This is a genomic window from Arthrobacter sp. SD76, assembly GCF_049726125.1.
Classification (GTDB): domain Bacteria; phylum Actinomycetota; class Actinomycetes; order Actinomycetales; family Micrococcaceae; genus Arthrobacter; species Arthrobacter nitrophenolicus.
This window is the reverse complement of the sequence record NZ_JBNBLR010000001.1, coordinates 2,340,716-2,362,042: the sequence shown is the minus strand read 5'-3', so window position 1 is coordinate 2,362,042 and position 21,327 is coordinate 2,340,716. Positions and strand designations below refer to the sequence as shown.

Below are 21,327 nucleotides of genomic sequence, written 5' to 3'. Positions count from 1 at the left end.
TCCTTGCCGGACGGAGCAGCGCGGGACGGTGGCCGCACCACCCCCCTCAGCCAGTTGCCCGTCAAAGGCCGGGTGCTCTGCCAGGGACGGATTGAGTCCATCACCTACGTCCCCGCGGACCGGACCGCCGCGTTCAGCGCGATTGTCTCCGAGTCCGAGCCCGGCCGGCGGGGACCCGCGGCGGTCCGGCATCCCCGGCTCCGGGTGGTGTGGCTCGGCCGCCGGCGGGTGCCCGGGATCGAAGCCGGCACCGAGCTCCGCCTCGAGGGAATGCTCTCCCAAAGCCAGGGCCTGCCCACCATGTTCAACCCCCGCTACGAGATATTGTCCCGTCAGGAGAACGAATGACTTCGCCCCAGCCCGAACCGTCCTCCGGAGGATCCCGTCCCGGGAGCAACAGCCCGGAGCAGGAGCCGGGGACAGCGCAGGAGCCGGGGACAGCGCAGGATTCTTCGCCCGTGGCCGGCCTCGCGGCCGAATACGCGGCCAAGGCGGGACTGCACAGGACGCATGACGGCAGGGTGGATGTCCTGCGCAGCGCCGGTGGTGTCCAGGGCATCGCCGAAAGCATCATGCCGGGCCTGGTGTTCCTGGTTGCCTTCACCATCACGCAGGACCTCCCGCCGTCGCTGGTTGCCGCACTGGGCACCGCTGCCGTGTTCACGGTGGTCCGCCTTATCCAGCGCCGGCCCCTGACCCAGGCACTCGCCGGCGTTGTCGGCGTCGGAATTTCCGCGTGGCTGGCCAACACCACCGGGAAGGCCGAGGACTTCTACCTTCCGGGGTTCTTCACCAACGCGGCCTACATCATCGCGATGGTGATCTCCATCCTGGTCAAATGGCCGGTGGCAGGGCTGCTGTTCGGGTTCATCCGCAATGAAGGCCTCGACTGGCGGAAGGACCCGGACCGGCTCAAGGCCTACCGGCTGGGACCTGGATCATCGTGGGAGTCCTGGCGCTCCGGCTTCTCGTCCAGGTGCCGCTGTACCTGATGGGCCCGGACGGCCTTGCCGCACTGGCAACCACCCGCCTGCTGATGGGCGCCCCGCTGTACATCCTGGGCGTCTGGGTGGCCTGGCTGGTAACCCGTCCTGCGCCGGCCAAGGACCTGACGGACGGGGAACCGGCGCCGAAAGCCTGACGGCGCCGGGGTCCGTCAGCCGTCGAAACCGTCGTCCTCAAGGGGCTGCTGTTCCGTGCGGCCTGCCGGCACTCCTTCTTCCTGCTGCTCTTCCTCGTCAGAATCGGCCGCCTCCGCCGCCTCCGGTGACAGCAGTGCCCGCAGTTCATCCTCGGCGGCAATGGTCGTCACGAAGAACAGCTCATCACCCCCGTCAATGACGTCGTCGCGGCTGGGCGTAATGGGGGCGTGGTCGCGCAGGATCGCCACCAGGGTGGAATCCTCCGGCCAGGAGATCTGCCCCACCGTCTGGCCAATCACATGCGAATCGTGCGGGACGGTGAACTCGACCAGGGACGACACGCCGGTTTGAAGGGTCAGGAGCCGGACCAGGTCGCCGATCTCCACGGCTTCTTCCACCAGCGCCGTCATGAGCTGCGGCGTGTTGACGGCCACGTCCACGCCCCAGGAATCATTGAACATCCAGTCGTTCTTCGGGTTGTTCACCCGTCCCACGGTGCGGCCGACGCCGAACTCGGTCTTGGCCAGCAGGGACACCACAAGGTTGACTTTGTCGTCACCGGTGGCGGAAACCACCACGTCCGCCTCTTCCACCTTGGCGCCCTGCAGCGTGCTCAGTTCGCAGGCATCACCCACCAGCCAGTGTGCGCCTCGCAGTCCGCTGCGGCCGATCACTTCCGGCTTCAGGTCGATCAGCAGGATCTCATGCTTGTGGGCCAGCAGTTCCCTGGCGATGGATGACCCGACGCTTCCCGCGCCGACAATAACGACTTTCACTGCATCTCCTTGGCGGGGGCTTTGGCCAGGACCTGGGCAACGTGCGCGCTGCGGTCCACCTGCATCATGGCGTGCACCGTGTCGCCGTCCTGGTAGGCGGTTCCGGCGTCGGGGAGCATGCCCTCGCCGAAGCGCGTGAGGTAGGCCACCCGGACGTCCGCCGCCTTTTCGATGCTGCTGATCCGGTGTCCGATCCAGCCGGCGTCGAGGTCCAGTTCAGCCAGGACCAGGCGTCCGGAAGGCTCACGGAAATCACCCGCCAGGTGCTGCTCCGGGAGGATGCGCCGCAGGACCTGGTCCGCGCTCCAGCGCACCGCGGCCACGGTGGGGATCCCCAGCCGCTGGTAGATTTCCGCCCGGCCGGGATCGTAGATCCGGGCCACCACGTGCGGGACATGGAACGTCTCGCGGGCCACGCGGGTCGCGAGGATATTCGAGTTGTCCCCGCTGGACACGGCGGCGAATGCGTAGGCCTCGGCCACGCCGGCCTGCTTAAGGGTGTCACGGTCAAAGCCGACGCCGGTGACCTTGCGGCCGGTGAACCCCTGGCGCAGCCGGCGGAAGGCGCGGTCGTCCTGGTCGATGATGGCCACGGAATGCCCGGCGTCCTCCAGCGTATGAGCCAGCGTCGCCCCCACCCGGCCACATCCCATGATCACGAAATGCGCCACCGTATCTCCTCTGTAATCCTGTGCAGGTTGTGCAGCTAGAACTCTACCGCCAGCATCCGGCGTTGCCGCTGTCAAGGGACCGTCATGACATCACCCGGGAATCAGACTAGCTTTGTGGGGTGCTGACAATACTGAACGCCGTCAAACGCGTGCTGGTGGGCAGGCCGTTCCGCAACGACCGGATGGCCCACACCCTGCTTCCCAAAAAGATTGCACTGCCGGTTTTCGCTTCGGACGCCCTGTCCTCCGTGGCCTATGCGCCGGACGAGATCCTGCTGACGCTCGCCCTGGCCGGCGTCAGCGCCGTGGCGTTCTCACCCTGGGTGGGGCTCGCCGTGATGGTGGTGCTCCTGACCGTGGTTGCTTCCTACCGGCAAAACGTCCACGCCTACCCCTCCGGCGGCGGGGACTACGAAATCGCCGGCGACAACCTTGGAAAGTACGCGGGCCTGACCGTCGCCTCCGCCCTGCTGGTGGACTACGTGCTGACCGTTGCCGTGTCCATCTCGTCAGCCGCCACGTACCTCACCACGGCCGTTCCGTCACTCCACGGGCAGCAGGCAGCCATCGCGGCGACCGGCGTCGTGATCCTCGCCCTGGTCAACCTCCGCGGCATCAAGGAGGCAGGCAGCGTCTTCGCCATTCCCACGTATATCTTCATGGCGTCAATCCTCGGCATGACGGCGGTGGGCATCTTCCAGGCGGCCACCGGGCAGCTGGGGGAGGCGCCGTCCGCTGATTTCACCATCGTTCCCGCCCCTGGCTTCGACGAGGGGCTGGTGGGGCTCGCCGGTGCCTTCCTGCTGCTTCGGGCCTTCTCCTCGGGTGCCGCCGCGCTCACGGGTGTGGAGGCCATCAGCAACGGCGTACCCAACTTCCGCCCGCCGAAGAGCAAGAACGCGGCCACCACGCTCCTGCTCCTGGGCGTCATCAGCGCCACCATGCTGGCAGGCATCATGTACCTCGCCCAGGCCACCAGGGTCCACATCGTCCTGGACCCTGCCACCGAGTTCCTGGTGAACGGCAATCCGCTGCCCGAGGGCTACATCCAGAACCCCGCCATCAGCCAGATCGCCCAGACCATCTTCGGCCCCGGGTCCATCCCGTTCTACATCGTGGTGGCCGCCACCGGCATCATCCTGGTCTTCGCAGCCAACACCGCCTTCAACGGCTTTCCGGTCCTGGGTTCCATCCTGGCCCAGGACGGCTACCTGCCCCGCCAGCTCCGGACCCGCGGCGACCGGCTCGCCTTCAGCAATGGCGTCCTGGCCCTCGCGGCCGGTGCGCTGGTGCTGATCCTGGCGTTCAACGCGGACGTCACCAAGCTCATCCAGCTCTACATCGTGGGCGTCTTCATCTCGTTCACGGCCAGCCAGCTGGGGATGATCCGGCACTGGGGCCGGGAGCTCAAGCTGGCGAAGGACAAGATGGTGCGGCGGCGCATGGTGAAGTCGCGCACCATCAACAGCATCGGTTTCGGCATGACGGCGCTGGTCTTGGTGATCGTGCTGGTCACCAAATTCGAGCAGGGCGCGTGGATCGCGCTGCTGGCCATGTTCGTCCTCTTCCTCGTGATGTGGAGCATCCGCGCGCACTACGACAACGTGGCCAAGGAACTGGCGGTGGACGAGGACGCGTCCCCGCGCGCCCTGCCCACCCGGGTGCACGCAGTCCTCCTGGTCTCGCACGTGCGCAAGCCCGTCCTGCGCGCCCTGGCCTACGCCCGGGCGTCACGGCCCTCACGCCTGGACGCGATCACCGTGGACATCGACGCGGAAGAAACCGCGCAGACCGTCGCGGACTGGGAAAAACTTGAGATCCCTGTGCCGCTGACCGTGCTGGCCAGTCCCTACCGCGAAACCGTCAACCCGATCATGGACTACGTCAAGCAGATGCGGCTGGACTCCCCGCGCGACCTTATCGTGGTGTATATCCCCGAATATGTCGTGGGCAAGTGGTGGGAGCAGCTGGTGCACAACCAGACCGCACTGCGCATCAAGACCCGGCTGCACTTCGAACCCGGGGTCATGGTGGCCAGTGTTCCCTGGCAGCTCAAATCATCCGAAGAAGCCAAGAACCTCCAGGACGTCCAATGACCGCCAGAACCTCCACCACCCCCGCCGCCACGCCGGAGGCGGGCGGACACAGCGGCGAGGAAGCCGTCCTCGACGTCGGACCGGTCGCCCATGGCGGGCACTGCGTGGCCCGCCACGAGGGACGGGTCATCTTCGTCCGGCACGCCATCCCCGGCGAAAAAGTCCGGGTGCGCCTGACGGACGCCGAGGACAACGCCAAGTTCTGGCGGGCCGACGTCATTGAAGTGCTGGAAGCCTCGCCTGACCGCGTGGAGCACTTCTGGCGCCCCGCAGATTCAGGCCGCGCCTGGCAGCAGGGCCGCCCACCCGTCGGCGGGGCCGAGTTCGGGCACATCGCGCTCCCGCGGCAGCGCAGCCTCAAGGCCGACGTGCTGGCCGAGCAGCTGCGGCGGCTGGCCGGCGTCGAACTCTCCCCGGCAGTTGAGCCAGTGGGAGCCGGCACAGGCGATGGGGGAGCAGCGCCCGACGGCGGCACGGGCCTCGGGTGGCGGACGCGCGCCAGCTTCTCGGTCACCCCCGGCGGCAAGCTCGGGATGCATGCGCACCGGTCCGGGCACATCGTCCCGGTACGCGAGATGCCGCTGGCCACCGACGCGATCAATGCCCTGCAGCTCTGGAACCTGGACCTGCAGGGGATCGAACGGGTGGAGGTGGCCGCGCCGGCCAACGGGTCACGGCCACTGGTGCTTCTCGCCCCCGCGCCCGGGACAAAGGCGAAGCGGCTGGCCGCCGTGGCAGCGCAGCTGCCCGGGGATGTGTCCGTCGCATCCTTCGATCCCGTCACGGAGGACGTCGCACAGCTCCGCGGCCGGACCTGGGTGCAGGAATCGGCTGCCGGCCACGACTACCGCGTCACGGGCGCAGGGTTCTGGCAGATCCACCGCGACGCGCCCGACACACTTGTGGGAGCTGTCACAGATTTCCTGCATGGCGGCGGGTTCCTGCACGCCGGTGCCGTGGTGGCTGACCTCTACGCCGGGGCCGGCCTGTTCACCGCCGTGCTGGCCGACGCCGTGGGGGAGACGGGTCCGTCCTCTCCGTGGAGGGTGCCCCCGGAACAAGCCGGGACGCCCGCAAGAACCTGCACGCCGCCCCGCAGGTGGAGATCATCCAGGGCCGCGTGGAGCGGGTATTGCGCCAGAAACCGCGGGACTTTGACGCCCTCATCCTGGACCCGCCCCGGGCCGGTGCGGGCAAGGCAGTGGTGGGACAGCTCGTTGCGGCGCACCCGCGCGCCATTGCCTATGTGTCCTGTGATCCGGCGTCGTTCGCCCGTGACGTGGGTTACTTCCGCCAGTCCGGCTGGGACCTGGCCGGCCTGCGGGCGTTCGACCTCTACCCCCACACCCACCACCTTGAAACAGTGGCGCTGCTTGCTCCCCGCCCGTGATGCCGCCGCGGTTATCGACTACGATGGCCGTAGTCAGTCCCACGTCGCGCCCGTATTCACGGCCGGCCGTGTGCAATTTTCGGGCCCGAAAGTAATTAGGGCGTCCTAACTAGCAGGCGGTCAACCGCGCGACAAAGATGAAACTGTTGCGAGAGGAGCCCTGCGATGAGCACTGTGGACAGCTTCGGTTCAAAGGGCAAACTTAATGTAGCCGGAACCGAGTATGAAATTTTCCGGTTGAACTCCGTTGAAGGTGCAGAAAACCTTCCGTTCAGCCTCAAGGTATTGCTTGAAAACCTGCTGAGGACCGAGGACGGCGCGAATATCACTGCCGATCACGTCCGCGCCTTGGCCGGCTGGGACCCGAATGCCCAGCCTGATACAGAAATCCAGTTCACGCCTGCACGCGTGATCATGCAGGACTTCACCGGCGTTCCCTGCGTGGTTGACCTGGCGACGATGCGCGAAGCGGTCAAGGAACTGGGCGGCGACCCCAAGCGGGTCAACCCGCTGGCACCGGCCGAAATGGTCATCGACCACTCGGTCCAGATCGACGCCTTCGGCAACTCCGGCGCGCTGGAGCGCAACATGGAGATCGAATACCAGCGCAACGGGGAGCGTTACCAGTTCCTGCGCTGGGGCCAGACCGCGTTCGACGACTTCAAGGTTGTCCCGCCGGGAACCGGCATCGTGCACCAGGTCAACATCGAATACCTGGCCCGCACCGTCATGACCCGCGAAGTCGATGGCGCCCTCCGCGCCTACCCCGACACCTGCGTCGGCACCGACTCGCACACCACCATGGTCAACGGCCTGGGCGTGCTCGGCTGGGGCGTCGGCGGCATTGAAGCCGAGGCAGCCATGCTCGGCCAGCCCGTCTCCATGCTGATCCCGCGCGTCGTCGGCTTCAAGCTGAGCGGCAGCATCCCCGCCGGTGCCACCGCCACCGACGTGGTGCTCACCATCACCGAAATGCTGCGCAAGCACGGCGTTGTGGGCAAGTTCGTCGAGTTCTATGGCGAGGGCGTCGCCGCTGTGCCGCTGGCCAACCGCGCCACCATCGGCAACATGAGCCCGGAATTCGGTTCCACCGCCGCCATGTTCCCGATCGACGACGTCACCCTCGACTACCTGCGCCTCACCGGCCGGTCCGAGCAGAACGTTGCCCTCGTCGAGGCCTACTCCAAGGAGCAGGGCCTCTGGCACGACCCGTCCCGCGACATCAAGTTCTCCGAGTACCTGGAACTGGACCTCTCCACCGTTGTTCCGTCCATCGCAGGCCCCAAGCGCCCGCAGGACCGCATCGAGCTCACCGAGGCCAAGGACGAGTTCCGCCACGACCTCAAGAACTACGTCTCCCACGACGCCGATGCCGGCACCCTGGACGAGTCCCTTGAGGAAAGCTTTCCGGCCTCGGACGCCCCGTCCTTCACCACCGGCGGAACCCACGTTTCGGACACCGACCGCGAACCGCCGAAGTACTCGGCAGCACACGGCGGCGCCGGACGCATCTCCAGCCCGGTGCCGGTCAAGATGGCCGACGGTCGCGAGTTCGAGCTGGACCACGGCGCTGTGACCATCGCCTCCATCACGTCCTGCACCAACACCTCCAACCCGTCGGTCATGCTCGCCGCCGCCGTGCTGGCACGCAACGCCGTCGAAAAGGGCCTGACCGCCAAGCCGTGGGTCAAGACTTCGGTCGCCCCGGGCTCGAAGGTTGTCACCGACTACTACGAGAAGTCCGGCCTGACCCCCTACCTGGAGAAGCTCGGCTTCTACATCGTGGGCTACGGCTGCGCCACCTGCATCGGCAACTCCGGTCCGCTGGAAGCCGAAATCTCCGAGGCCGTCCAGGCCAACGACCTCGCCGTCGCGGCAGTGCTCTCGGGCAACCGCAACTTCGAAGGCCGCATCAACCCGGACGTCAAGATGAACTACCTGGCCTCCCCGCCGCTGGTCATCGCCTACGCCCTGGCCGGTTCCATGGACTTCGACTTCGAAACCGATGCGCTGGGCAAGGACACCGACGGCAACGACGTCTTCCTGAAGGACATCTGGCCCAACCCGGTTGAGGTCCAGCAGGTCATCGACTCCTCGATCGACAAGGAAATGTTCGCCAAGGGCTACGAAGGCGTCTTCGACGGCGACGACCGCTGGAAGGCACTGGACACCCCGGCCGGCGACACCTTCGCCTGGGATCCGAACTCCACCTACGTCCGGAAGCCCCCGTACTTCGAGGGCATGCAGGCGCAGCCGGAGCCGGTCAAGGACATCACGGGCGCCCGCGTCCTGCTGAAGCTGGGCGACTCGGTCACCACCGACCACATCTCCCCGGCCGGTTCCTTCAAGTCCGACACCCCCGCCGGCCAGTACCTGCTGGCCAACGGCGTGGAGCGCAAGGACTTCAACTCCTACGGTTCCCGCCGCGGCAACCACGAGGTCATGATCCGCGGAACGTTCGCGAACATCCGCATCAAGAACCAGGATCCTGGACGGCGTCGAAGGTGGCTACACCCGCGACTTCACCCAGGAAGGCGGCCCGCAGGCGTTCGTCTACGACGCAGCGCAGAACTACCAGGCAGCCGGCACCCCGCTGGTGGTCCTGGCCGGCAAGGAGTACGGTTCCGGCTCCTCCCGTGACTGGGCAGCAAAGGGCACCGCCCTGCTGGGCGTCAAGGCCGTCATCGCCGAGAGCTACGAGCGCATCCACCGCTCCAACCTCATCGGCATGGGCGTCCTGCCCCTGCAGTTCCCGGCCGGCGAGTCCGCGGCGTCGCTGGGCCTGACGGGCACGGAGACGTTCTCCGTTGAGGGCGTCACCGCCCTGAACGAAGGCACCACCCCCAAGACCCTCAAGGTCACGGCAACCGCCGAAGACGGTTCCGCCACCTCGTTCGACGCCGTCCTGCGCATCGACACCCCGGGTGAAGCGGATTACTACCGCAACGGCGGCATCCTGCAGTACGTGCTGCGCCAGATTTCCGCGAACTAGCGGGAACTGCCCAGCAGGCAGCATCTCCGAAGCCCCGGCCGGCCACCGACCTGCCGGGGCTTCGGCTGTGCAGGCGCGTCTGGTACTGCGGTCCGGTCCTTCGGACCGAGGCGTTAGAGTTAAACGGCACGTCTACCACCTGAAGGAGGGGTCATTGGGAATCTTGGACACCATCCGGAATCCGCAGGACCTGAACGAGTTGACCGAAGAGCAGCTCAAGCAGCTGGCTTCGGAGATCAGGGAATTCCTGATCACAAACGTTTCCCAGACGGGCGGTCACCTCGGGCCAAACCTTGGCGTGGTGGAGCTGACCCTCGCCGTGCACCGCATCTTCGATTCGCCGCGCGACAGCATTGTCTTTGACACCGGCCACCAGTCCTATGTCCACAAGCTGCTCACCGGCCGGCAGGACTTCAGCACCCTCCGCCAGGAAGGCGGGCTGTCAGGCTACCCGTCCCGCGCCGAGTCCGAGCATGACATCGTGGAAAGCTCCCATGCGTCCTCCTCACTGTCCTGGGCGGACGGAATCTCCCGTGCGCGCCAGTTGACCGGGGAAGGCGACCGGTACGTCGTCGCCGTCGTCGGTGACGGGGCGCTGACTGGAGGAATGGCCTGGGAGGCCATCAACAACATCGCCGCGGACAAGAAGCGCCGCGTGGTCATCGTCGTCAACGACAACGGCCGGTCCTATGCCCCCACCGTGGGCGGTTTCGCCGATTACCTGGCCTCGCTGCGGCCCACCATCGACTCCTTCCGCACGGCGCCCGCGTATGAGGTGGCGCTGGACTGGTGGAAGAAAAAGCTCCAGAACGGCGGCCCCGTGGGCCAGTTCACTTACAAGAGCCTGCATGCCATGAAGAAGGGCATCAAGGACTGGTGGGCTCCGCAGGGCATGTTCGAGGACCTGGGCATGAAGTACATCGGTCCCGTGGACGGCCACAACCTCCAGGCGATGGAGCACGCCCTCGCCACCGCCAGGCACTACAACGGTCCCGTCATCGTGCATGCCATGACCGAGAAGGGGCACGGCTACGCCCCGGCCCGCGCACACGAAGCGGACCAGTTCCATGCCGTGGGCATCATTGATCCGGAAACCGGCGAACCCACCGGAAAAGCCGGTGCCAAGTCCTGGACCTCGGTGTTCGCCGACGAAATCGCTGCCATCGCTGACGAGCGGCAGGACGTGGTGGGCATCACCGGAGCCATGCTGATTCCGGTGGGGCTGCACAAGTTCGCCGCCAAGCACCCGGACCGCGTCATCGACGTCGGCATCGCCGAGCAGCATGCCCTGACCTCCGCGGCGGGCATGGCCTTCGGCGGCCTGCACCCCGTGGTGGCCGTCTATGCCACCTTCCTCAACCGCGCGTTCGACCAGCTGCTCATGGACGTGGCCCTGCATAAGGCCGGTGTCACCATCGTCCTGGACCGCGCCGGCGTCACCGGCCCGGACGGTGCCAGCCACCACGGCATGTGGGACATGGCCATGGTCCAGGTGGTCCCCGGCCTCCATCTCGCTGCTCCCCGCGACGCCACCCGCCTGCGGGAGGAACTCCGCGAGGCCATCGCCATCAGCGACGCGCCGAGTGTCGTCCGGTTCTCCAAGGGATCTGTCGGAGCCGAGGTTGAAACCCTGGAACGGCTGAGCGACGGCGTGGATATCCTGGCCCGCCGCCCGTCAGGGTCCACCGAGAACGACGTGCTGATTGTCAGCGTCGGCGCCATGGCGGAGCTGGCCCTCGACGTCGCCAACAGGCTCGGCGCGCAGGGCATCAGCACCACTGTGGTGGATCCGCGCTGGGCCCTGCCCGTCCGCCGCTCCATCATTGCCCTCGCCTCGCACCACCGGCTGGTGGTCTGCATCGAGGACGGCGTCCGCGCCGGCGGCGTGGGCTCGCGCATCCGCCAGGAAATGCGTGCAGCCGGGGTGGACACCGCGCTCAACGAGGTGGGTCTTCCGGTCGAGTTCCTGGACCACGGCAGCCGCAGCCAGGTCCTGGAACGCGTGGGGCTTACCGCCCAGCAGATTACGCACGACGTCGTCGCGCAGGTTTTGGGAACAAAGGTTCCGTTCGCCCGCCCGCTGCCGGGACAGCAGCACCCCACCACCGGCAGCCTTCCAATCCAGTGAGGGAAGAGGATGCGCTGAAGATTCCGGGCGCTGCGGGGGAGTCCGGACCCGTCCTTCACACCACCACCACGAGGGTGCCCAGGGGCCTCCAGCCGGGCCAGCTCGTGGTGTCCCGCAACCGGAAATGGAACGGCAAGGCCCACTGGGTGGTGCCGGGACGCTACCTTGGCGAGGACCGGCACGGGTGGTGGATCTTCCAGGGGACCAACGAGTTCTGCTCCCGCCCGGGAGCCGCGTTCTACACCCGGTCCGACGCCGTCCTGCTGGTCCCGCGCCAGGGCGACTGGGTTGCCACCTTCTACGACTCCGCCCATCCGAACGGGGTACGCGTCTATGTGGACCTGGCAGTAGGACATGAATGGACGGACATCCGGCCTGCCGTCACCGAGTTCCACGTCATCGACATGGACCTGGACGTCATCCGCACCGCGGACCGCGGCGTCTTCATCGACGACCAGGATGAGTTTGCCGACCACAGCGTGACCATGAACTACCCCGAACGGCTCATCGGAGACATCCAGGCCGCAGCGGACGAACTATACCGGGCCGTCAAGGCACAACAGGCACCCTTTGACGGCACCGACGTCGAATGGTTCACGGAGGGACGCAAATGAGCGGCATTGTCAGGGTCTACAAGCGCGACGACGAGGGAGTCCTCCACTTCCGCGAGGCCTGGTTCGACGAGGAGTACAGCCAGTTCGTGATGAACTTCGGCGTGGTGGGACACCAGAGCAAGACCGAAGAGACGGACGTCGCGGACGCCGCGGCCGCCGATGCGCTGCTGGACGCCTTCGCCGTGCAGTGCGCCGAAGACGGCTACGCCGAAATTCCGGACGAGGAGCAGTTCTGGGTGGTGGCGCAGTTTGCCCTGAAGACCAAGGAAGGCACCGAACGGGACCGGTACTTGGAGGAGAAGGCGAAGGATGCCCTGGTCAGCCACCTCGCGTGGCGCGGCCTCGGCACTGTGGACCGGTCCGAATTCACGGACTTCAAGCTGAACATCTTCTGCCTCTGCCCGGACGCCAACAAGGCCGCCAACGCCATCAAGGTCTGCGCCCGGGGCGAGGACCTGGACTTCACCAAACTCACCATCGCCGCGGCCCCGTTCAAGGAACCGGAGAACTTCAAGGTGAAGCACTCCGCCAAGTCCGCCACCACGTTCAGCCTCTAGGAGTTTCCGTGACCACCTCCCGCCGTGTTGGAAAATCAGGGCTGACGGTCTCCACGGTCGGCCTGGGCTGCAACAACCTCGGCCGCGCCAACACCGCCACCGAATCCCAGGACGCCACCAACGCCGTGGTCTCCGCTGCGCTCGACGCCGGGATCACCCTGTTCGACGTCGCCGACACCTACGGCCGGGAACCGGGGCTCAGCGAAACAATGCTGGGCAAGGCCCTGGGCAGCCGCCGCGCCGACGTGGTGGTGGCCACCAAGTTCGGCATGGACATGAAGGGCGCCAACGGCCCCGACTTCGGCGCGCGCGGCTCACGGCGCTACATCATCCAGGCTGTGGAGGCTTCGCTGCGACGGCTTGGCACGGACTGGATCGACCTCTACCAGTTCCACACCCCGGACCCGCTGACCCCCATCGACGAGACACTGTCCGCCCTCGATGCGCTGGTCACGGCCGGCAAGGTCCGGTACATCGGCCACTCCAACCGCGCCGGCTGGCAGATCGCGCAGGCCGAGTACGTGGCGCGGGAACTGGGCTGCGCCCGCTTTATCTCCACGCAGAACCACTACAACCTCCTGGACCGGCGGGCGGAGCTGGAAGTGACACCGGCTGCCGGGGAGTTCGGCCTGGGTGTCCTGCCGTATTTCCCGCTGGCGAACGGCCTGCTCACCGGCAAGTACTCGCCCGGGCACGCCCCCGAAGGTTCCCGGCTCAGCCACACCCGGACACACATGGTGCACGACGCCGACTGGGAGCAGCTGGGACGGTTCAGCCGCTTCGCCAAGGAACGCGGGCTCACCGAAATCGACGTCGCCTTCTCCTGGCTTGCCGCGCAGCCGTCCGTGGCCAGCGTCATCGCCGGAGCCACCAGGCCGGAGCAGGTCAGGCAGAACGCTGTGGCAGCCGACTGGATCCCCACTGAAGCCGACCTGCAGGAACTGGACTCGATCTTCCCCGCGGCGCCCAAAGTGGCCCTCTTCTAGAGCTGCGATGCCCGCCTACCTCCTGGACGTCGATACCGGCATCGACGACGCCCTGGCCGTCGCCTACCTCGCCGCCCTGCCGGACACGGAGTTCGTCTCGGTAACGGCAACACCCGGCAACGTCGATGCCGACCAGGTGGCGCGCAACACCCTTGCGCTCCTCGAATTGTGCGGCCGGCGCGGCGTGGAAGTAGCCGTCGGTGCGCGCCAGCCGCTGTCCATTCCGCTGCTGACCACGCCGGAAACCCACGGACCGCAGGGCATCGGCCACGCCGTCCTGCCGGAACCGGAAGGGCGGGTGTCGCCGCGCCACGCCGTCGACCTGTGGATCGAACATGCCAAGGCGCGGCCGGGGGAGCTGACGGCCCTGATTACAGCGCCGCTGACCAACTTCGCGCTGGCACTGCGCAAGGAGCCGGACCTGCCGGAGCTCCTGGCCGGCGTGGTGGTCATGGGCGGCTGCTTCTACTACCAGGGCAACACCACGCCCACCGCGGAATGGAATACCCATGTGGACCCGCACGCCGCGAAGGAGGTCTACGCCGCCTACCGCGGGCGGGCCATGGAGAAGCTTCCCGTGGTGTGCTCGCTGGACACGACAGAGCGCATCGAGATGCGGCCGGAGCATGTCCGGCAGCTGGCGGAAGCGGCCGGCGCCGCCGTCCCCGAGCTGGTGCTCCCGGACCAGCCGGAAGGGCAGCGGAGCACCTCGGACAACGGGATCATCAGGCACCTGTCCGATGCGCTGCGGTTCTATTTCGAGTTCCACCGGCGCTACGACCAGGGCTACCTTGCCCACGTCCATGACTTCTTTGCCGCCGGGGTGGCGGCAGGAACATTGGAGTACACCGCCCGGCCGGCTACGGTGGACGTTGAGGCGGAATCGCCGCTTTTCGCCGGAACAACGGTTGCCGACTTCCGCGGCCTGTGGGGCATCGGACCCAACGCCAGGATCGTCTCCGGCAACAACCCGGAGCAGGCCTTCCGTGAACTGGTCACAGCCGTCGGCGGCCTCGCAGCCCGGCTGGGCTGAAGGTCCGCGGATAAACCTGCCGGCTACAGCGGGGCGTCCTCCGGAACCTCGACATCCAGCGCGAGCAGGGCATTTTCCACCACTTCCATGAGGGCCGGGTGGATCCAGAAGGGGCCCCGGGCCAGCCGGTGCACCGGCACCGAGGTGGCCATGGCCTGGACCAGGGGCTGGATGAGCAGCGAGGCCTCATGCCCCAGGATGTGGGCCCCCAGCAGGCGGCCGGTGCCGCGCTCGGCAACAAGCTTGACCACGCCCTCCGCGTCCTCCATGGCCCAGCCATAGGCTGTGGTGCCATGTTCCTGGACGGCGGTTACCACCTCCGTTCCCGCGGCCGCCCCGGACCGTGCCTCATCCTCGGTCAGCCCCACTGACGCAATTTGCGGAGTGGAGAAGACGGCGGACGGCACGGCGGTGTAGTCCATGGGGCGGAGCCGGTCCGGGTGCTCGAGGTTATGGGCCACGACGCGCGCTTCCCGGTTGGCCACGTGCTTGAGCTGGTAGGGGTTCGCCACGTCGCCCAGGGCATAGACGCCCTCCAGCGGCTGCCCGCCGGAAAGGATCCGGAGGTGGGGATCAACGGCGAGTGTGCCGTCGTCGTCGAGGTCGAAGCCAGCGGCCGCGGCATCGAGCCCGTCAGTGTTGGGAACCCGGCCGGTGGCCATCAGGACAATGTCCGCTTCCACCCGCAACCGGCGCCCGCCGCCGTCGGAAAACACCGCTGTGGCCGTCCCGCCGCCGCTGTCCTCGACCGCTTCGAGCGCCCAGCCCAGCTCCAGCTTCCAACGGTCCGCCGCTGCGGCCGTGAAGCGCCGGGCGATCTCGTCGTCATGCCCCCGCAGCAGGCGCCCGGAACGGTTCACCTGGGTGACCTCGGAGCCGAACCCGGAGAACACGGCAGCAAACTCCGCGGCGATGTAGCCGCCGCCGACAACCACCACCCGGGCCGGCAGCCCGTCGATCCGCATCACGGTGTCCGAGGTGTGGACCTGCGGCAGCCCAACTCCCGGGACGTCGGGAAGCACAGCCCGCGAGCCGGCGGCCACCACCACCTGGTCGGCAGTGATCTCCACCCCCGTGGCGGTCTGCAACGACCGGGATCCGGTGAACCGGACGTGGTTCTGGTAGAGGTCCACGTTGTCCTGTTCCTCTGCCCGGTAGCGCCGGCCGGACTCGGAAATGGCGTCGATCCGCCCAAAAATCCTGTCCCGGATGCCGTTCCAGTGCACTTTGTCCAGGTTCAGGTCAACGCCCAGTCCTGCGGCTTCGACCGGAACGCCGGCCAGCCCCGACGGATAGACGAACATCTTGGTGGGGATGCAGCCCACGTTCAGGCAGGTCCCGCCGAAGACGCCGCCATCGATCAGCGCCACGCGCCTGCCGTCCCAGGACGGGGTGATCAGCGAATTTCCGGAGCCGGAGCCGATGATGGCCAGGTCATAGTGGGGCATACGGGGCAGTCTATGGCACGGCAGCACCGGTAGAATGGTCCGCGGCCCCGCCGGTCCATCCATCCGGCGCGGCTGCTGCCGAGGTGACATAGGCGGCGTCCCGCACGGCCCGGCGTTTTCCGGGCCCTGAAGTGCCGCACCCTGAAGGAACCACATGTCATCGCCCTCCCTGACGTTGCCGTCCCCGGCCCCCGCTGCCGCCCGCAGGCGCAGGCTGCTGGAAATCCTCGGCGCCCTGGCCATCGCCGCCACCTACATCTACCTGGTGCTCAACCAGCCTGCCGACATCACCGGCGGCCCCGGCAGCGCCGCGGCCCTGGTCGCCCTGTCCGGCTTCCTGGCCGGGGCTGTCCTGCTGATCGTCGCCGTCCTGCCTACCCTTCCGGCCTCGACGGTGGTGCTGATCCCGGTGGCCCTGGTCCTGAACATCGTGCTCGGCCAGTTCGTGGGCAGCACCCTTGGTCCCGTTCTACCTTGACGCGATCGGCACCGTCCTGATCGCGGTCCTGGCGGGACCGGCAGCCGGTGCTGCCACCGGCGCCCTCAGCAGCATCGTCTGGTCCTTCTTCAATCCCACCGTGCTTCCGTTCGCCGCCGGGGCCGCACTGATCGGCTGCCTGGCCGGGCTGGCCGCCCGTTACGGCCTGTTCCGCCGGTTCTACCTCGCGCCCGTGGCCGGCTTCGCCACCGGGATCATCGGCGGCGTGGTGTCCGCACCGGTTGCGGCCTTCGTGTTCGGCGGCACCTCCGGGGTGGCCACCGGGGCGATCGTCAGCGCCTTCCGTTCGATGGGTGACACGCTCCTGGCCGCCATCACCAAGCAGGCGCTCATCTCGGACCCCATGGACAAGGCCATCGTCTTCACCGTGGTGGCTGTCCTGGTCTACGCGCTGCCGCGGCGTGCCAGCCAGCAGTTCCCATTCGTCCGCCGGCACCGCGTCCTGGCCGGCAAGGCTGCCGCTCCGGAAGCAACGCGGCCCGACGCGACCGACGCGACCGTGCAGGGGCCGGGCCAGGCGTCCTAGGCAAACCCGTGCGGATTCATCCGCTGACCGGACTGGCAGCCGCCGGCAGCGCAGCAGTGATCACGACGGCGGCGGCGAGCCTTCCGCTGTCCGTCGCCGTGTCCGCCGCTGCCCTGGCGCTTTCGGTGGCGGCGGGCACCGCCCGCCGCATGCTGCCGGCTGCCGCCGCCGTGCTGCTGCCCCTTTGGCTGTCCCTGCTGATAGTCCACGGGCTGTCCTTTCCCGAGGGACTGACAGTCCTGGCCCAGTGGGGTCCGGTCCGCGTCACCGCGGAAGGCCTCTCCTTCGCGCTCGAGCGGGCAGCCCAGGTGTCCGCGGTGGTCCTCATCCTGCTGGCCTGTTCCTTCAGCCTCAGCGTCCCGGACCTGGTGGCGGCCCTGTCCGCGCGCGGCATCCGGGGCCGGTTCGGGTTTGTGCTGGCCTCCACCCTCACGCTGCTGCCGGCCATCGCCGCACGCGCCGAGCGGATCAGGCAGGCCCAGGAGTCCCGCGGACTGGTGATCCGGCGCGGCCTGCTGCACCGGGCAGCTGCCTTCCGCCTCCAGGCCGTCCCGCTGGTCCTGTCATTGGTGGAGGACGCCGGAACCCGGGCGGCTGCCCTGGAGGCACGCGGCTTCAGCAGCACCGGCCCCCGCACCAGCTACCGCATCGTGCCGGATTCCCCGGGACAACGCTTCCTCCGCCTTGTCCTGGTGCTCCCCGCCGTGGCTGCTGTTGCCGTGCGGCTGTGGCACTACGCAGGGGCAGCTGACGTGCACCACCTCCTCCGCCCGGTGCTGGCAGCAGGCATCCGCAGCTTCGCCTACCACGATGGCGACGCGCCCGTGCTGTCCGGCGTGGACCTCGCCCTCGCGCCGGGAACACTCACCGCAGTCCTCGGTACTTCCGGCAGCGGCAAGACGACGCTTGGCAGGCTTCTCGCCGGCTGGCTGTCCCCGGGCGCGGGCGGCGTGCTGGCAGGTTTCCTGGAACTGGCCGGGACGCGGCTCGAGTTTGACGGCAGCGCCGCGGACCCGCGGATCGATCCGGCACAGTGGGGCCGGCAGGTGGGTTTCGTTCCGCAGGACGCATCCGCCGTCCTGTCCACGGTCAAGGCAACGGTGGCCGAGGAACTCGCGTTCGGCCTGGAAAACGCCGGAATGGGCCGGGCGGAGATGCGCGCCGCGGTGGAACACGCCGCGGGCCTGCTGGGGCTCACCGCACTGCTGGAAAGGGATCCTGCCCGGCTCTCCGGCGGCCAGTTGCGGCGGCTGGCCATCGGCTGCGCCATCATCGCCCGTCCGCCGGTGCTGGTCATGGACGAGCCGTTTGCCTCGCTCGATGCCGCCGGCGTCCGCGAAGTGGAGGTGCTGGTGCGCCGCCTCACCGGGGACGGAACCGCCGTCGTCATCCTGAGCCAGGCGCTCGACGCCCCGCTGCTGGACGCCGCAACGTGGATTGTGCTGGCGGAAGGGACCGTCGGCGCCAGCGGACCGCCCGCGAATTTCCAGCAGGGCGGTGCCATGCCGGCGGGCATCCTCCGGCCGCACGGGCTCCGGCCGCACCAACTCCCGCCCCCGGAGGCCCCGGTGTCCCTCCGCAGCGGCAGCACAGCCCCCGCCCTGGAACTTCGGAACGTGACTTTCGGCTACCGGCAGGATGGACAGCGGCGCCGGCGGGGCGTCATGCGCCGGGCAGGAGTGGACTCCGCCGCGGGCGGCCTGCCGTTCCCGGTACTGCAGGGCGTCGACCTGGCTGTCCACCCGGGTGAGGTGGTTGCGGTTACTGGCCCCAACGGTGCGGGCAAGTCGACCCTCCTGCGGCACTTCAACGGCCTTCTGAGGCCGGGAAGCGGGTCGGTCCTGGTCCAGGGCACCGACATTGCACGGCGGCCCGTGGGCAGCACGGCGGCATCCGTGGGAATGCTCTTCCAGCATCCGCGGGACCAGCTGTTCGAGCGGACCGCCCTGCGCGAAGTCGGCTTCGGCCTGGACCGGCAGGTCGGCAGGGCGGCAGCCATGGACCGCGCGACGGCGGCGCTGGCCGCCGTCGGACTGGAGGGCGAGGCGCAGGCGCATCCCTCGGAACTGCCCGCATCCCGCCAGCGGCTGCTGGCCCTGGCCACGGTCCTCGCCCGCACGCCGGCCGTCCTGGCCCTTGACGAACCCACGGTGGCGCTCGACGGCGGGAGCCTGGCCGTCCTCGACGCCGCGGTCCGGTCCGCGGCCGAGGAGGGCGCCGCCGTCGTACTCGTCACCCATGACCTCGCCTACGCCCGGCAGGTGGCGCACCGCGTCCTCGTGCTCGAAGGCGGCCGGCTGGCGGAGGCCTGACGTACCGGCTAGGCCACGGAGGGACCCGAGGCCACTCCCGGCGGCAGGAAGCGCCGGCCGTTGACCCGCTCGGACGCTCCCACCCGGTCCAGGTAGGGGGTGATGCCGCCGAGGAACATCGGCCAGCCGGCACCCAGGATCATGCAGAGGTCGATGTCTTCGGGGCCCGCCACCACGCCCTCGTCGAGCATCAGGCCGATCTCCTCGGCAAGGGCGTCCTGGGTCCGCCGCAGCACCTCCTCGCTTGAGGACGGAGTGGTGCCGAAGGACATCAGTGCCATGGTGGATGCGGGAATAACGCGGGTTCCGTCCGGCGCCGTTTCCCAGAGGCCTTTGATGCCGTTGTCGATGAGTTTCTGCAGGTTGGCGGAAACCGGGAAGCGGCTGCCGAAAGCGGCGTTCAGGGACTCCTGGACGTGCTGTGCCACCGGCAGCCCCACCATCGCGAGCAGCGTGAAGGGGGTCATCGGCAGGCCCATCGGGCGCAGGGCGTTGTCAGCCACCTCCGCAGGCGTGCCTTCATCGAACGCTGCGGTCACTTCGCCCATCAGCCGGAGCAGGATCCGGTTGACCACGAAGGCGGCAGCATCCTTGACCAGCACACCCGTCTTCTTGAGGGTCCTGGCCAGCTCGAATGCGGTGGCGAGGACCTCGTCACCGGTACGCGGGGCGCGGACGATCTCCAGCAGCGGCATCACTGCCACCGGGTTGAAGAAGTGGAACCCCACCAGGCGTTCCGGGTGCTGCAGGTCCTCGGCCATGGCGGTGACCGACAGCGAGGACGTGTTGGTGGCCAGGATGCAGTCGGGCCGGACGATGCCCTCCAGCTCGGCGAACACCTGCTTCTTCACGCCGAGTTCCTCGAAGACGGCCTCGATCACGAAGTCGGCATCGGCGAAGGCTTCCTTGGCCACGGAACCGGTGACCAGCGCCTTGGTGCGTGCGGCGGCATCGGGGCTGATCCGCTCCTTGGCCAGCAGCTTGTCCACCTCGGCGTGGACATAACCCACGCCCTTGTCCACCCGGGTCTGGTCGATGTCCGTCATGACCACGGGAACCTTGAGCTGGCGGGCGAAGAGCAGTGCCAGCTGGCTGGCCATCAGCCCGGCACCCACCACACCCACCTTGGCGACCGGCCGGGCGAGGCTGCGGTCGGGGGCGCCCGCCGGCCGCTTGGAGCGCTTCTGGACGAGGTCCAGGAAGGCGTAGACCGTCGCGCGGAACTCGTCCGTCTGCATCAGCTCCGCCAGGGTTTCGCATTCCAGCGAAGCCGATTCCGCCTGGTCCAGGGTGCGGTTGGCTTCCATGAGGTCCAGGACTTTGCCCGGGGCCGGAGCCGCATCCGAAGTCTTCGCTGTGACGAACTGCCGGCCTGCCGCCACCGCGGCGGCCCACCGGGCCGCGGTGTCCGTCGCGGACGGGTCGACGGCGTTGGCACGTTCAGCAACAACGTCCCCCGTGATGACTCCGGCAGCCCAGGCGGGACTGCTCCAGGAAGTTGTCCGGGCCAAAGAGGGCGTCTGCCATGCCATGTTCGAAGGCCTGGGCTCCGGTCAGCGTCCGGTTGTTGCTGAGCGGGTTTTCGATCATGACCTGGACTGCACGTTCCGGGCCGATCAGGCGGGGGAGGAGGTAGACGCCGCCCCAGCCCGGCACCAGCCCGAGGAATGCTTCCGGCAGGGCCAGCGCCCCCGCGCCCGTCGAGACCGTCCGGTACGTGGACTGCAGGGCGACCTCGAGGCCGCCGCCCAGGGCCGGGCCGTTGACGAACGCGAAACTGGGAACCCCCAGGTTGGCAAGGGTTCGGAACACCTCGTGGCCAAGCTGTGCCATCCACAGTCCGTGTTCGCGCTTCGCCAGGGACTTGACCGCCGAAAGGTCCGCGCCGGCAACGAAGTAGGAGGGCTTGCCCGTGACGCCGACGCCGGCGATCTCACCGTTCGCCGCCCGTGTCCGCAGCTCTTCGAGCACGGTGCCGAGTTCCACCAGGGTGTTCGGCCCAGGGTTGTGGGCTTGGAGGAGTCCAGGCCGTTGTCCAGGGTGATGAGGGCGAATGTGCCGGCTCCGCCGGGCAGGTCGACGTCCCGGACAGTGGAGTGCGTGACGGTCTCGTCGGGGAACAGGCTGGCGAAATCGGTAAAGTCTGCGGCGCTCATG

Annotated in this window: 11 protein-coding genes and 5 pseudogenes; 12 read left to right on the top strand and 4 right to left on the bottom strand. The window is 68.1% G+C overall.

Annotated features, from left to right (window positions below):
- Positions 1 to 3 precede the first annotated feature (3 nt).
- Both ACPEE0_RS11640 and ACPEE0_RS11635 read left to right on the top strand, forming a co-directional pair.
- Positions 4 to 348 carry an OB-fold nucleic acid binding domain-containing protein gene (locus ACPEE0_RS11640; protein ID WP_133350966.1) on the top strand — a complete coding sequence of 115 codons (345 nt, stop codon included), beginning with the start codon at positions 4 to 6 and terminating at the stop codon, positions 346 to 348.
- Positions 345 to 1,141 (top strand): annotated as a pseudogene (locus tag ACPEE0_RS11635) (DUF3159 domain-containing protein). The gene ACPEE0_RS11640 and the pseudogene ACPEE0_RS11635 overlap by 4 nt, the downstream one beginning before the upstream one ends.
- A 15-nt stretch (positions 1,142 to 1,156) precedes the next feature.
- Here ACPEE0_RS11635 and ACPEE0_RS11630 read toward each other — a convergent pair.
- Together ACPEE0_RS11630 and ACPEE0_RS11625 are read right to left on the bottom strand one after the other, a co-directional pair.
- Positions 1,157 to 1,918, bottom strand: a complete 762-nt coding sequence (locus ACPEE0_RS11630) for a potassium channel family protein (RefSeq protein ID WP_009357966.1) — start codon at positions 1,916 to 1,918, stop codon at positions 1,157 to 1,159.
- A complete protein-coding gene (locus ACPEE0_RS11625; RefSeq protein WP_009357967.1) occupies positions 1,915 to 2,589 on the bottom strand; it encodes a potassium channel family protein in 675 nt (224 codons plus the stop codon). Before ACPEE0_RS11625 ends, ACPEE0_RS11630 begins: the two co-directional genes overlap by 4 nt.
- 119 nt (positions 2,590 to 2,708) lie before the next feature.
- Between ACPEE0_RS11625 and ACPEE0_RS11620 the strand changes: the two genes are divergently transcribed.
- The 8 genes and pseudogenes from ACPEE0_RS11620 (at position 2,709) to ACPEE0_RS11585 (ending at position 14,385) form a co-directional block, all read left to right on the top strand.
- Positions 2,709 to 4,685, top strand: coding sequence for an APC family permease (locus tag ACPEE0_RS11620; protein WP_354176282.1), 1,977 nt, complete (start codon positions 2,709 to 2,711; stop codon positions 4,683 to 4,685).
- Positions 4,682 to 6,075 (top strand): annotated as a pseudogene (locus ACPEE0_RS11615) (class I SAM-dependent RNA methyltransferase). The gene ACPEE0_RS11620 and the pseudogene ACPEE0_RS11615 overlap by 4 nt, the downstream one beginning before the upstream one ends.
- A gap of 165 nt (positions 6,076 to 6,240) precedes the next feature.
- Positions 6,241 to 9,067, top strand: a pseudogene (locus ACPEE0_RS11610) (aconitate hydratase).
- 154 nt (positions 9,068 to 9,221) lie between these two features.
- Positions 9,222 to 11,195: a 1-deoxy-D-xylulose-5-phosphate synthase gene (gene dxs / locus ACPEE0_RS11605; protein WP_009357969.1), complete on the top strand. Its 1,974-nt coding sequence runs from the start codon at positions 9,222 to 9,224 to the stop codon at positions 11,193 to 11,195.
- Positions 11,192 to 11,809, top strand: coding sequence for a DUF402 domain-containing protein (locus ACPEE0_RS11600; protein ID WP_009357970.1), 618 nt, complete (start codon positions 11,192 to 11,194; stop codon positions 11,807 to 11,809). Before dxs ends, ACPEE0_RS11600 begins: the two co-directional genes overlap by 4 nt.
- On the top strand, positions 11,806 to 12,366 hold the full coding sequence (locus ACPEE0_RS11595; protein ID WP_009357971.1) for a hypothetical protein: 561 nt from the start codon (positions 11,806 to 11,808) through the stop codon (positions 12,364 to 12,366). The genes ACPEE0_RS11600 and ACPEE0_RS11595 overlap by 4 nt, the downstream gene beginning before the upstream one ends.
- An 8-nt stretch (positions 12,367 to 12,374) precedes the next feature.
- Positions 12,375 to 13,352 carry an aldo/keto reductase gene (locus ACPEE0_RS11590; RefSeq protein WP_009357972.1) on the top strand — a complete coding sequence of 326 codons (978 nt, stop codon included), beginning with the start codon at positions 12,375 to 12,377 and terminating at the stop codon, positions 13,350 to 13,352.
- A 7-nt stretch (positions 13,353 to 13,359) separates the two neighbouring features.
- Positions 13,360 to 14,385, top strand: coding sequence for a nucleoside hydrolase (locus tag ACPEE0_RS11585; RefSeq protein ID WP_009357973.1), 1,026 nt, complete (start codon positions 13,360 to 13,362; stop codon positions 14,383 to 14,385).
- Positions 14,386 to 14,408: 23 nt separating this feature from the next.
- Here ACPEE0_RS11585 and ACPEE0_RS11580 read toward each other — a convergent pair whose 3' ends face one another.
- On the bottom strand, positions 14,409 to 15,833 hold the full coding sequence (locus ACPEE0_RS11580; protein WP_424574536.1) for a mycothione reductase: 1,425 nt from the start codon (positions 15,831 to 15,833) through the stop codon (positions 14,409 to 14,411).
- 154 nt (positions 15,834 to 15,987) lie between these two features.
- On the opposite strand from ACPEE0_RS11580, the pseudogene ACPEE0_RS11575 reads away from it, so the two are divergent.
- Positions 15,988 to 16,858: pseudogene (locus tag ACPEE0_RS11575) on the top strand (ECF transporter S component).
- Positions 16,859 to 16,866: 8 nt separating this feature from the next.
- Positions 16,867 to 19,170: an ATP-binding cassette domain-containing protein gene (locus tag ACPEE0_RS11570; protein WP_424574535.1), complete on the top strand. Its 2,304-nt coding sequence runs from the start codon at positions 16,867 to 16,869 to the stop codon at positions 19,168 to 19,170.
- A gap of 8 nt (positions 19,171 to 19,178) precedes the next feature.
- Here the strand turns inward: ACPEE0_RS11570 and ACPEE0_RS11565 are convergent.
- Positions 19,179 to 21,326: pseudogene (locus ACPEE0_RS11565) on the bottom strand (3-hydroxyacyl-CoA dehydrogenase NAD-binding domain-containing protein).
- Position 21,327 lies beyond the last annotated feature (1 nt).